Here is a 13196-nt window from a genome sequence, read left to right as displayed (position 1 = left end):
TATGATGATTAAAAATAAAAATTTATACGGAACTAGATATTCTAATATTTTTAAGAGAATGCCTATTTATATAGGTACTTCTCTTGTTCTTTTAATAATACTTATTCTTTCAATAGGACTAGCTGTTACTATTGGCTCAGTAAATATATCCATGAAAGAAGTATATGGGATTATTCTTTATAAACTTTTTAATATAGGTGAGCTCTCTACAAGTGCTGCTAAAATAGATGTTATATGGTTGATTAGAATGCCTAGAACAGTTTTAGCTATAGCCGTTGGAATGGGATTATCCGTAATTGGAATTGTAATGCAAGCCATTGTTAAAAACCCGTTAGCCGACCCCTATATTTTAGGAATATCTTCTGGAGCATCCCTTGGGGCTACTTTAGCAATTCTACTCGGCATTGGCGCAAGTTTAGGTAGCAGTTATATTGGAATAATGGGATTTATAGGCGCTTTTTCTATCTCAATGCTAGTTTTAATGCTTTCTAATATAGGTGGAAGAACGAATTCTGTAAAATTACTTCTTTCCGGAATGGCTCTCAGCTCTGTATGTAGTGCATTTTCAAGCTTTATGGTTTATATTACCAATGATTCTCAAGGAATGAAAAATATTAGCTTTTGGCTTATGGGTAGTTTGGCTGGTGCTAATTGGAATGAAATTTCTTTTATACTTCCTATTATTTTTATAGGAACATTATTCTTTATGACCCAATATAGAACTCTAAACCTAATGCTTTTAGGTGATGAAGTATCTGTTACTTTAGGTACTGATTTACATAAATTTAGAATCATTTATTTAATTATTACTTCTTTAATGATTGGTGTAATAGTATATTCCTCAGGTATGATTGGATTTATTGGACTTATAATCCCCCATATAGTTAGAATACTATTTGGTACAGATCATAAAAAAATAATTCCTATAGGCGCTATACTAGGTGCAATATTTCTAATTTGGGCAGATGTACTATCTAGAATTATAATAAAAGGCACCGAGGTTCCAATTGGTATATTAATTTCTATGATAGGTGCACCTTGCTTTGTATGGCTTATGATAAAAAAATCCTATGGATTTGGAGGTAGCAATTAATGCATATTTCAACAGAGAATATAAAAGTTAAAATTGGCGATACTGATATTCTAAAGGGTATTAATATTAATGCTAATAATAAAGAATTCATAGGAATTATTGGACCAAATGGTAGTGGTAAGTCTACCTTATTAAAGTGTATCTATAGAAACTTAAAACCCAATAGTGGCATAATAAAATTAGATGATATTGACTTAAGTAAAATTACAGTAAGAGAAAGCTCTAAAAAATTAGCTGTTCTTTCTCAACATAATAATTATAATTTTGATTTTTCTGTAAAAGATATATTACTCATGGGTAGGTCTCCACATAAAAAATTTTTAGATAGAGATACAAAAGAGGACTACGATATAATTTATGATGCCTTAGATAAAGTAGGAATGGTAAATTTTATAAATAGAAGCTTTTTAACTCTTTCCGGTGGTGAACAACAACGTATTATTCTTGCTAGAGCATTAGCACAACAAACTGAATGTTTGATCTTGGATGAGCCAACTAATCATTTAGATATAAAATATCAAATTCAGCTTATGAGTATTGTAAAAAATCTTAACATAGAAGTAGTGGCTGCAATTCATGATTTAAATATTGCAGCAATGTATTGTGACAAACTTTACGTTTTAAAAGAAGGTATAATCGTTGCTTATGGTACACCTAAAGAAATTCTTACTTCTAAGTTAATTAAAGATGTTTATGGAGTTGATTCAGTGATTATAGAAAATCCTACAACTACTTTATTAAATATTTGTTATAACCCTATGTAACAATAAAGGGTATCTCCAAAACTTGAGATACCCTTTATTTTATCCATAATTTATTTCATTATCATGGTTTAATAAATATTTCTATTTACTTACTTTGAAGTGATTAATTAATTGTGATAAATCATGACAAGATTGTGATAATTCTTCAGAGTGTTGTGCTATACTTCCAAATACAACGCTTTGTTCATCTATAGAAGCACTAACTTCTTCAACGGTAGATGCATTCTGTTGTGCATTATTTGAAATGTCTTCTACTCCACCTAAGATATTTCCACTATAGTTATTAATATCTTCTGTTCTATGACTTGTTTCTCTTATTAATTCAACTATTTCTTGTAACTCATCATTAATAGAATTAAAAGATTGTTCTGTACTTAATACAGCACTTGCAGTTTCTTTGTTTATATCATTAGCATAAAGTATTGCACTTTTCACATTATTAGTTTCTTTATTTATATTAGTTAAAGATTCCTTAATCTTATTTGTTGCATCACTAGATTGCTCTGCTAATTTTCTAACTTCTTCTGCTACCACAGCAAATCCTTTTCCAGCATCTCCAGCTCTGGCTGCTTCTATACTTGCATTAAGGGCTAGTAAGTTAGTTTGATCAGATATATTAGTTATCATATCGATAACCTTATCTATTTCTTGTAGCTTGTAAACTAATCCCTGGAATATGTCATTTACCTTATTAAGTTCAGTAGTGTTTTCATTAATTTTTATATTTAAATTACTTACATTTTCTAAGCCTAATTCCGATGCTTCTGTAGAAGAATTGGATAGTTCATTCATTTTATTGATAATATTATTAATATCTTCAATGGATTCATTAAGTTTTTCTACCTTGTCTACTATGCCTACAATAGTCTCTGCTTGATTTGAGGTATCTCTAGCTATTTCTGCAACTGCAGCATTTATCTCTTCTGTTGAAGCTGTAGTTTCTTCTGATATAGCACTTAGATTTTCACTAGCACTATTGATTTGATATATAGATTTTTGTACATTAGATACTATATTATTAATATCCTTAACCATGCTATTAAAGTTATTAGTTACTTGTCCAATTTCATCCTTCAATTTAGATTTTATATCTACTGTTAAATCACCTTCTGCTACTAACTTTGCTTCCTTGGATAACTTAACTAAAGGATTAGATATTCTTTTTATAAGTATAAACAATATTATAGCTAATACTAGCATCACTACAAAAGTTATAGCCATAGTAAAATTATTAATTTCAATTATACTAGCTTGCATATCTTTCTCACTATATACAGCTCCTACTTTCCAATTGAAGTTTGGTATAGTATAGTAATATACTTCTAAATCTTCCTTACCTTCATTAAATTTATAAGAACCTGATTCTGATTTGAAAATCTCACCAAACATAGGTTGCTCTTTTAGGTTTTCATTAATTAATTTTGGATGGTATAGTGCAACTCCTTCATTGCTAACTAAAAATGCATAACCTTTGTATCCTACATTATGCTCTTTAACATTGTTTAAAGAGTTTTCTAGAGATAAGTCAACAGCTAATACTCCCTTTACTTTTCCATTTTCAACTATAGCTTTTGCTGCTGTAATTACTGGAACATTATTGTCGGCATCAATATATGGTTCTGTCCATATTACATCTTCTGGGCTTCCTGATGCCTCTATATACCATTCTCTTTGGGTTACATCATAGTCTGCTGGCACTTCCCATGTAGGTTCTGCAAGCATACTTTTATCTTGAAATCCTACATATATGCTTAATATCTGTGAGTTAGATTCAGTATAATTCTTAAATAATGATGATACCTCTTCTAAAGCTACAGAATCCTTAAGCACTTCCTTATTAAAAGCACTTTCTTCTCCAATTAATTTTAAATCTTTTTCATACTGTAATAGCTCCTTTTCAAAGGACTTTCCTAATTCCGCTACTACTGTAGTTCCTCTTTCACTTGTATCTTCTTTAAGATTTTGTTTCATTATTATAGTAGTTGTCAATTGAGTTGTTAACATTCCAACTAACACTATGCCTACTATAAACACAGTCATTTTAGTTCCTAAACGCTTAAACTTAAACATAATTCTCCCCCTATAATTAATTCCAGTCTTACATATAAGTCATTGCTTACTCAACACATGCAATTTTACTTTTTATATATTATTTTTTCTACAAGCATATATTTCATATCCATCTCCTTTCTTGGTCTAATTTTAAACTTCTTCAATATTCTATAATATATAACTATATTAAAATTAAATAGTAATCTTATTAATAAAAATATATAATTTATTTGTTTATTAAAGGTTACACAATTATAATCGTATCAACAGAATTATAATAAACACTTTAGTAAAAAAAACATCCTATGTATACGCAAAAAAACTATTAATATGTAGAATATTAACAGTTTTTGTGATATATTAATTATTTTTCCCAAATTTCTTCTATAAGTTTATTTACTTCTTTGTTAGCCTCTTCTATAGCTTCTCTTCTTTCTTCTTCAGTAAAACCTGTTCCATCCACCAATAGTTCCTCAAATTTCTTAATTCCTATATACTTCATTATATCTCTTACATAATCAAGTCCTTTATTAAAAATAGACCTTAACATCCATGGAATAGGTGCCCCTGATGATTGGATATATACCATAGCCCTTGGTTTGTCATTTAATAGTCCTTCCATTTTGTTTTCTGATATTTTTATAGTTTTTCCATCCATAACTATACAATCAATATATTCCTTTAATGGAGCTGGAAAGGAAAGACTCCACATTGGTGCTGCTATTACATATAAGTCAGCTTCTTTGAATTGATCCACAAGTTTTACAATTTTATGAACTTCTTCTTGTTGTTTTTCATTCAACTTACTAAAATCTTCTTCCTTAATCATACAATTTCTTTTTTCAAAGTATTCATACTCAAGTCTAGGTATGTGACACTGATAAAGGTCTAATTCTTCTAGAATAAACTCCTTATGCTTTTCTAAAAATTTATTTACAAATGCTCTACCTACTGTTTTACTAGCAGATAACTCTTCCGGTTTAGAGTTTACAGTTATATACAATAACTTTTTCATAAATTTCACCTCTATAATTATTAATAATGCTATTCTTTGCTTTAAAGCTTAAAATATTCATAACTATTTAGGAGAATATAAAAAAATACAAGGATACTTCAAATATACTTTGAAATATCCCTGTAAACTACATTTTTGATAAGTCAGCAGATGGACCAAACATTTCATAATTTATATAATCCTCTGACACTCCCATTGCGTTTAAGGCATCATATATCATTTTCATAAATCCTAAAGGTCCACAGAAATAAAATTCTTCATCCTTTGATAGATTTTTTTCAATCCATTCCTTAGTTAAATATCCTTCAAATTGATAATCTTCTCCAAGTTTATCATTGTCTAATGGCTTACTATAGAAAAATTCTACGTCTACATTATCATATTTTTTAGCTAAATCCCTTAGCTCATTTTTAAAAGTATGAACATTTGAATTTATAACTGCTTGAATAAATTTTACCTTTCGTCCTTCTTCTATAGCCTTATAAAGCATAGACATCATAGGCGTTATTCCAATTCCACCACTTATAAGCACTAAGGGTTTACTGTTATCCTTTAATATAAATTCACCTAATGGTTCTGTTATTTCTACTTCATCATTTACATTTATATTGTCATGCAGATATCTGGAAATTAATCCTTTATCTTCTCTCTTAACACTTATTCTATAAAAATCTTCTCCTGGCTTCATAGATAAGGAATATTGTCTAACCTCACTAGATTTATCTCCTTCAGTTATTGGTTTTATAGAAATAAATTGTCCAGCTTTATGTGTTTTTAAAACTTTTTTATCTACAGAAGTTAAATAGAAAGATGTAACTACATCGTTTTCTTTCACCTTATTAAGTACTTTAAATTTACTAAATAAATTACTTTCCTTCAATTCTTCAAACATCTCTGATCCCACACCACAGACTGGACAAACAAAACCACTTGGTAATTTTTCACTTTCATATATGTATCCACATACTTTGCAAATAAATTTTTTCATGTTAAATTCCTCCATATATACCCTATATTATAACTGTAATCTTCCTTATAGCTATATACTTATAGTATTACTAACTCACAAATTAGTCAATAATAGCTATTATTAAACAATAATTTCAACATCGCATTCCTTTGCAATATCAGTATATAAATCCAATACTTTATCTGCCTTATAAAAACATGGAAATTTTTTATTATAGTTACCCCATATAGTAAATGGGTATTTTGTGAAATATACAGTACAGAATAGAACTTCTCTAGTACTTAATCTAGTTATAAATGGTATGATGTCTTTTGTTAACCTAAAATAAATTGTGTCTCCATGTAAAGTGTCCTTAATACTTTCCATTATTTCTTTATCTTTTTCTTCCAATACCCCTATTAGTCTTTCTTTATCTTCTTTTTCTAAAGTAGAAAAATATAAATCTACAAAAGAGTTATCCTCACCATTTAATATTATAACTTCCTCCATAAATTTAATTATATTTTCTTCAGCTTCCTCTAAAGTTTTGCTTTTTAACATTGCACTCTTATAATTATTAAATCCTTCATTAATGTTGTTAAATCTTATATTAACTATTTCTTTAAACTTATTCTCATTTACTGGATGTAATAAATTATTCATCTTAATCCCCTTCTATAATATGAGTTTCACTCGCAAATAAGTATTATGTAATTATATCTAAAATATATTCATAATAATATGATTATTATATAAGTACTAATTTATAATAGTTTTAATATACTTTATATGAACTCTAAATTTAAATTCTATAGCATTAAGGAGGTGAAAATATGTCAAATATATATACCATTAAATTAAAACCATTAATAATTAGTTTAATACTCAGTTTAGGAACCGGATTTCTCTCTTCACTACTTACAAGAAATAGTAGAGAAGTTTATGCTAATCTTATAAAGCCTGATTTAGCTCCTCCAGCTATTGTCTTTCCAATTGTGTGGACTATTCTTTTTATACTTATGGGTATTTCTGCCTATATAGTTTATGAATCAAATTCTCCATATAAAGAATATAGTCTTAAACTTTATACAGTTCAACTGATAGTCAACTTCTTTTGGTCTATAATATTTTTCAACTTAAATCAATTTACCTTTGCTTTCATTTGGATTTTAGTATTAATAGTATTAGTTTCCTTTATGATATTTAATTTTTATAAGATAAATAAATGTGCTGCATATTTACAGATACCATATCTTTTATGGCTAATATTTGCTGCGTACTTAAATTATAATATAATTCTTTTAAACATTTAAATATATTCAAATTTTAATTGCTACTTGCTACTTGCTACTTGCTACTACTATATTATTTTACATTACATCACTTTGGAACTTATTATGCAAGAACAAATAAGATTAAATATAAATATTTTCTCACAAAACAAGGAATGCCATATAAGAGTATTCCTTATTTTGTATTTTCCATAAGTTTTAAATTAAAAATAAATCCTATGTATTTCTTATTGAAATTCTACTAAAAAATCTCTTTTTATTTTACAAACTTCCACCTAACTGAGAAAATACGATTTCTTTGGTATTGCCATCAAAATCTTTTCTTATAAGCACATCTCTTTCATCACATATATATCTTGCATTTTCCTTTTCTAAAATATCCTTAAGAATTTTATCACACTCCTTAGGAAAGTAAAATTTCATAAGTGGAGCTATTATATTTTTATTACTTGAGAAATCACAATAATTCACATAGTCTCCTCTTAGGGTTATATTACACCAAGTTGAATTTTCCGTAATTAATACATCATAGTGCTTAAGTCCCCTTAAGTCTGAGCTATATATTAGAGAGCCCTGGTAATATTCTTTAAAGGAAAATTTCTCCTTTAAAAATTTAAAGTCTTCTAAAAAATTATCTGTAGAGCCGCCCTCTTTACTATTATATTTATCTGTAACAATTTCAAATTTATCTGAGGCACTTTTTATATAAATATGAGGTCCCTTTACATTTATGGAAAACCCAAAGACCTTTCTCAGTACCTCGAAGGGTATCCCCGTTTTCCCCTCATTATCTATTATTAATTGGTTTAAGGATAAAACTACATATTCATCTCCATTTTTATCTGCCACTAGACCTCGCCCCTAACACTTAATTTAACTATTATCATTTATTTCTATATATAATGTTATATTAAATATTATTTCAATACAATATGAATTATTTAAATTTCAATTAACAAAAAGAAGGGTATAAATTTATCCCTTCTCCTTAACTAGTTATACTCTATATAAAGTTTGGAATTGATAAATATCTTTCTCCAGTATCTGGTAATAAAACAACTATAGTTTTCCCTTCATTTTCTGGCTTAAGAGCTAATTCTGTAGCTGCTTTTAATGCAGCTCCTGAAGATATTCCAACTAACAATCCTTCAGTCTTTGTTAGTTCCTTAATTGTATCAAAAGCATCATCATTAGATACTTTTACGATTTCATCATAAACTTCTTTATTTAAAGTTTCTGGAATAAATCCAGCACCTATTCCTTGAATTTTATGAGGTCCTGCTTTACCCTCTGATAACACAGGTGAATCTTCTGGTTCTACTGCTACAACTGACACATTTGAATTTTTTGACTTTAGGAATTCACCCGTTCCAGTTATAGTCCCCCCTGTTCCAACTCCAGCTACAAAAATATCTACTTCACCATCAGTATCTTCCCAAATTTCTGGTCCTGTAGTTGCTTTATGAATTGCTGGATTAGCTTGATTTACGAATTGTCCAGGAATAAATGAATTTGGAATTTCACCAGCTAACTCTTCAGCCTTAGCTATGGCTCCCTTCATTCCTTTAGCACCTTCAGTTAACACAATCTCAGCTCCATAAGCCTTCATCAGGTTTCTTCTTTCAATACTCATAGTTTCTGGCATCACTAATTTAATTTTATATCCTCTTGCTGATGCCACTGAAGCAAGCCCTATACCAGTATTTCCACTAGTTGGTTCTATAATAACGGAATCTTCATTTAAAATTCCCCTAGCCTCTGCATCATCAATCATTGCCTTTGCAATTCTATCCTTTACACTTCCCGCTGGGTTAAAGTATTCTAATTTTGCAACTATAGTTGCTTTTAAATTATGCTTTTTATTATAATTCGAAAGCTCTAGCAATGGTGTATTTCCTATTAATTCTGTTAAACTCCTATAAATCTTTTTCATGAGTAATTCCTCCCTATATTTTACTAAAATTTAATACTATTTTTTATTTAAAGGTTTTGCAGCTATTCCTACTACAGTTGAATTTTCTTCTGTAGATTGCAGTACTACTGAGTTAGCTCCTATTTTGGTTCCTTTACCAATATATATATTTCCTAGAACCTTAGCACCAGCTCCAATAATTACATCCTCTCCTATAGTTGGATGCCGTTTTCCCTTTTCATTACCCGTTCCACCAAGTGTAACTCCATGATACATAGTTACATTATCTTTAATTTCTGCTGTTTCACCAATTACCACCCCCATTCCATGATCAATAAATAAACCTCTTCCTATTTTAGCTCCTGGATGTATTTCTATGCCTGTAATAAATCTACTGACATTTGAAATAAATCGTGCTAAAAAGAATAATTTTTTTCTATATAAAAAATTAGATATTCTATAAAATATAAGAGACTTTATGTGAGGATATAATAAAAATATCTCAATCCTACTTCTAGCTGCAGGATCTCTTGGAAAAACTGAGTCTATATCATATTTAAGCGATTTTAAAAAGTTCATAATATATTTCCTCCATAAAATTTTCAATTGTAAAACCATAAATCAACAATATACTTATTTTTAATCTAAATAATTAACTTCATACTATCTTTAAGCGATTTTGGAGTTAAAAAAAACGCCTCTAAGATAAACTTAGAGACGGATAATATCCGCGGTTCCACTCTATTTGGTAAAAAAATAACCCCACTCTTCAAGTACTATCATACTCTATTAATATAACGGTTAAAACCGCGATAGCCTACTTAATTCGGTATCGTACTCCAAAGGGCACTTCATATATAATTCTAATAAATATCCTTTCAGCTAATGGATATTCTCTCTGAATCTTCATTAAATACTACTTTCCTTCTTCAATGTATTTGTATATTTAAATTATTATATTTTATTATATGCACATAAATAAAAAATGTCAACTTATTTTATTTATGTACATATATTTTATTATTATTAATTTTTAATAAGATGTAACTTGCTTTATCCCAATACTTTCCTAGCTATGGTTACAGATTCCTTTGCATCTTTAGCATAAAAATCTGCTTTAATCATATTTGCATATTCCTCATTAAGTACCGCTCCACCCACCATAACTACACAATCTGGCTTAGTCCTTTTTAGTTCGAATATGGTTTCTTCCATATTTTTAACAGTAGTAGTCATTAGTGCACTAAGTCCTATTAGCTTAACATTATTTTTAATAACAGCTTCTACTATTTTCTCCTTAGAAACATCTTTTCCTAAATCGATAATCTCATAGTTATAATTCTCCAGAAGTACCTTTACTATATTTTTTCCTATATCATGTATATCACCTTTTACAGTAGCTAATACTATCTTTCCTTTTGAAATCTCAGCATCAGTTCCTTTGCTTAACTTATCTTTTATGACCTTGAAGGATTCTTTTACTGTTTCTGCAGATTGGATTAGTTGTGGAAGAAATATATGTCCATTTTCATATTTTTCTCCTACAATATCTAAGGTAGGAATTATATATTCATTTACAATTTCTAGTGGCTGTTTATTTTCTAATAACTTCACTGTAGCTATTTGGGCTTCTTCTTTAATACCTTTTAATATTATTTTAAATAAATCATCTTGAATATTGTTTACATCTTTTTTTATAGGTGTTTGCTCTTTAGATGTATTTTTATTATATTTTAAATATTCCTTTGCTCCCTTATCTTCATTCCATAAAACTTTAGAGGCTACTATTGTGTCCATGATATCTTTATTTAAGGGATTTATTATAGGTAAATCTAAACCCGCAAATAAACTTGCTGCTAAAAATGTTTTATTTAGAATTTCCCTATTAGGTAATCCAAAAGATACATTGGATACTCCAAGTACAGTCTTTACATTTAACTTCTCTTTTACTAAGGAAAGTGCTTTTAAAGTTTCCTTAACATCTTTCTGTTGGGCAGCAGCTGTTAATGTTAAGCAATCTATATATATGTCTTTTTTATCTATACCATAACTTTCTGCTGTTTTTACTATTTTTTCAGCTATTCTAAATCTTTCTTCCCCACTTGAAGGTATTCCTCTTTCATCTAAAGTAAGCCCCACTACAGCAGCTCCATATTTTTTTACTATAGGTAATATATTTTCTAACACTTTATTTTCTCCATTTACTGAATTAACTATAGCCTTACCATTATAATATCTTAATCCCATTTCTATAGCTTTAGCATTTGTAGAATCTATCTGAAGAGGTACGTCTAATATGGATTGTATTTCTTTAATAACCTTAACCATTATTTCTTCTTCATTTATTTCCGGAAGACCTACATTAACATCTAGAATATGGGCTCCTGCATCAACTTGAGCTATAGCCTCCCTTAGAATATAATCTATATCTCCGTTTCTTAATGCTTCCTTAAATAATTTTTTACCTGTAGGATTTATCCTTTCTCCTATTACTTTGACCTGATCAATAATTACTGCTTTAGTAGGAGTGCATACACCACTTAAAGGACTATATTTCTTGTCTTTTATTTTTACTTTCTTTAAAGCTTTTACTAAACTTTCTATATGTCTATCTGTTGTACCACAGCATCCTCCTATTACTTTTACACCTTTTTCTTTAAACTTTGCTCCGTAAACTGCAAATTCTTCTGGTAAAATATTAAATATCGTATCACCCTTTATAATATTAGGTAATCCTGCATTAGGTTGGACCATTACAGGCACTTTAGATATTTTTAATATTTCATCTATTATAGGTTCTATTTCTTTAGGTCCTAAAGAACAGTTAACTCCAAGAGCATTTACGCCTAACCCTTCTAGTACCATTACCATAGATGTGGCATTGCACCCTGTGAAAGTCCTCTTGTCTGACTCAAAGCTCATTGTACAAAATACTGGCAAATCTGAATTTTCCTTAGCTGCTAATACTGCGGCCTTTGCTTCGTATAAGTCTGTCATGGTTTCTATTAATATTAAATCAACACCACTTTTTACCCCTTGAATAATCTGCCTTTTAAAAATACTATAGGCTTCATCGAAGGTTAAAGTCCCCATGGGCTCTAATAGTTCACCAATGGGACCTATATCTAAAGCTATATATGCTTGTTTATTCTTAGTAGCTATTTTTGCATTTTCTACTGCTGAATGAATTATGTTCTCTACACTAAAATTACTATTTTCAAACTTAATTTCGTTAGCTCCAAAGGTGTTGGTAGTAATAACATTTGCACCAGCTTCAATATAAGCTTTGTGTATTTCAATTATTATTTTTGAATCAGTAATATTTAATATTTCTGGTAATTCACCTAACTGTAATCCACTACTTTGCAACATAGTACCCATAGCACCATCAAAAATTAAAATTCCTTCTTTCAATCTTTCTTCAATTTCCACATCTATCATCCCCTTTTCTAAACATACAATTAGAATATTTATTACACTGTAAACAGCTTATTCTTTTTATGCTATTATTCTCTCTTTTAACAACCCCTACTATGGCTGTAACGGATTTTCTTGGTATTAAAATACTATTAGAGGATGCAGTAAGCCCTATAGATTTTTCTGCACTGAGCATAGCGAGAAATCTTTTTTGTATATCTATGGGTAAATCCCCATATCCAGGACTATACCTAGATGTTAGTGTATTGTTTTCATTTTGTACAACTTCCTCCAACTCTTCACATATTCTATCACATAGTTCTTCTATAGCTGTTGTAGCACAAGCATCTAGTATTAATGCCTTAGTCATGCTTATCTTTTCATAATATCTTATTTTTTCATCTACACTATTTCCTAGAGTTGCAGCCATTAAGATACAGACTTCTGATTTATCCAAGTGCTTTCTAATATCTTCTCCTGCTATACTAAAATTGCTATTTAAAATACATATTCTATCCTTCTCTTTCCTAATGTTAAAGAATTTATATACATATCTAGCTTTAATTAAACTTCTCATTTCATCCATTAATTCATCAATTAAATCATTAGTAACTTTATCTAAAACTTGATTTTTATAGCCTAAATATCTTAAAACCTCATCTTTATTTTGTAGAAATTTATTCATGGGCAAGCTCCACCTCC

Annotated in this window: 12 protein-coding genes and 1 other annotated feature; of the genes, 3 read left to right on the top strand and 9 right to left on the bottom strand. The window is 29.1% G+C overall.

What is annotated here, in order from left to right; translation table 11 throughout:
* Positions 1 to 4: 4 nt before the first annotated feature.
* Positions 5 to 1093 carry a FecCD family ABC transporter permease gene (locus B3Z56_RS02955; protein WP_414633079.1) on the top strand — a complete coding sequence of 363 codons (1089 nt, stop codon included), beginning with the start codon at positions 5 to 7 and terminating at the stop codon, positions 1091 to 1093.
* Positions 1093 to 1857, top strand: coding sequence for an ABC transporter ATP-binding protein (locus B3Z56_RS02950; protein ID WP_035132043.1), 765 nt, complete (start codon positions 1093 to 1095; stop codon positions 1855 to 1857). The genes B3Z56_RS02955 and B3Z56_RS02950 overlap by 1 nt, the downstream gene beginning before the upstream one ends.
* Positions 1858 to 1938: 81 nt before the next feature.
* Here the strand turns inward: B3Z56_RS02950 and B3Z56_RS02945 are convergent, their stop codons facing one another.
* The 4 genes from B3Z56_RS02945 to B3Z56_RS02925 all read right to left on the bottom strand — a co-directional run bounded on the left by B3Z56_RS02945 (position 1939) and on the right by B3Z56_RS02925 (position 6536).
* The gene (locus B3Z56_RS02945; protein WP_346878209.1) at positions 1939 to 3927 is read right to left on the bottom strand and encodes a methyl-accepting chemotaxis protein; all 1989 of its coding nucleotides are present in this window, start codon (positions 3925 to 3927) and stop codon (positions 1939 to 1941) included.
* Between the two features lie 346 nt (positions 3928 to 4273).
* Positions 4274 to 4924 (bottom strand): FMN-dependent NADH-azoreductase, encoded by a 651-nt coding sequence (locus B3Z56_RS02940; RefSeq protein WP_346878208.1) that lies wholly within the window; start codon positions 4922 to 4924, stop codon positions 4274 to 4276.
* Between the two features lie 127 nt (positions 4925 to 5051).
* Positions 5052 to 5912 carry a rubredoxin-like domain-containing protein gene (locus B3Z56_RS02935; protein ID WP_414632267.1) on the bottom strand — a complete coding sequence of 287 codons (861 nt, stop codon included), beginning with the start codon at positions 5910 to 5912 and terminating at the stop codon, positions 5052 to 5054.
* A gap of 102 nt (positions 5913 to 6014) precedes the next feature.
* Entirely contained in the window at positions 6015 to 6536 is a 522-nt protein-coding gene (locus B3Z56_RS02925) for a hypothetical protein (protein ID WP_346878207.1), read from the bottom strand.
* A gap of 170 nt (positions 6537 to 6706) precedes the next feature.
* On the opposite strand from B3Z56_RS02925, the gene B3Z56_RS02920 reads away from it, so the two are divergent.
* Positions 6707 to 7186: a TspO/MBR family protein gene (locus tag B3Z56_RS02920; RefSeq protein WP_346847579.1), complete on the top strand. Its 480-nt coding sequence runs from the start codon at positions 6707 to 6709 to the stop codon at positions 7184 to 7186.
* Between the two features lie 240 nt (positions 7187 to 7426).
* Here the strand turns inward: B3Z56_RS02920 and B3Z56_RS02915 are convergent, their stop codons facing one another.
* The 5 genes from B3Z56_RS02915 to B3Z56_RS02895 form a co-directional block, all read right to left on the bottom strand.
* Positions 7427 to 8014, bottom strand: a complete 588-nt coding sequence (locus B3Z56_RS02915; RefSeq protein ID WP_346878206.1) for a hypothetical protein — start codon at positions 8012 to 8014, stop codon at positions 7427 to 7429.
* 154 nt (positions 8015 to 8168) lie between these two features.
* Positions 8169 to 9098 (bottom strand): cysteine synthase A, encoded by a 930-nt coding sequence (cysK, locus tag B3Z56_RS02910; protein WP_346870825.1) that lies wholly within the window; start codon positions 9096 to 9098, stop codon positions 8169 to 8171.
* 36 nt (positions 9099 to 9134) lie between these two features.
* Positions 9135 to 9656 carry a serine O-acetyltransferase EpsC gene (gene epsC, locus B3Z56_RS02905; RefSeq protein ID WP_346847582.1) on the bottom strand — a complete coding sequence of 174 codons (522 nt, stop codon included), beginning with the start codon at positions 9654 to 9656 and terminating at the stop codon, positions 9135 to 9137.
* Positions 9657 to 9787: 131 nt separating this feature from the next.
* Positions 9788 to 10019, bottom strand: a binding site (T-box leader).
* 111 nt (positions 10020 to 10130) lie between these two features.
* Positions 10131 to 12509 carry a homocysteine S-methyltransferase family protein gene (locus B3Z56_RS02900; protein WP_346878205.1) on the bottom strand — a complete coding sequence of 793 codons (2379 nt, stop codon included), beginning with the start codon at positions 12507 to 12509 and terminating at the stop codon, positions 10131 to 10133.
* Complete coding sequence (locus tag B3Z56_RS02895) at positions 12499 to 13179, bottom strand: methionine synthase (protein ID WP_346847584.1); 681 nt, start codon at positions 13177 to 13179, stop codon at positions 12499 to 12501. The genes B3Z56_RS02900 and B3Z56_RS02895 overlap by 11 nt, the downstream gene beginning before the upstream one ends.
* Positions 13180 to 13196 lie beyond the last annotated feature (17 nt).

The organism is Clostridium sp. UBA7791 (assembly GCF_002480755.1).
Taxonomy (GTDB): Bacteria; Bacillota; Clostridia; order Clostridiales; family Clostridiaceae; genus Clostridium_J; species Clostridium_J sulfidigenes.
Note: the sequence above shows the minus strand (reverse complement) of the source record. Positions and strands in the feature narration are given on the sequence as shown.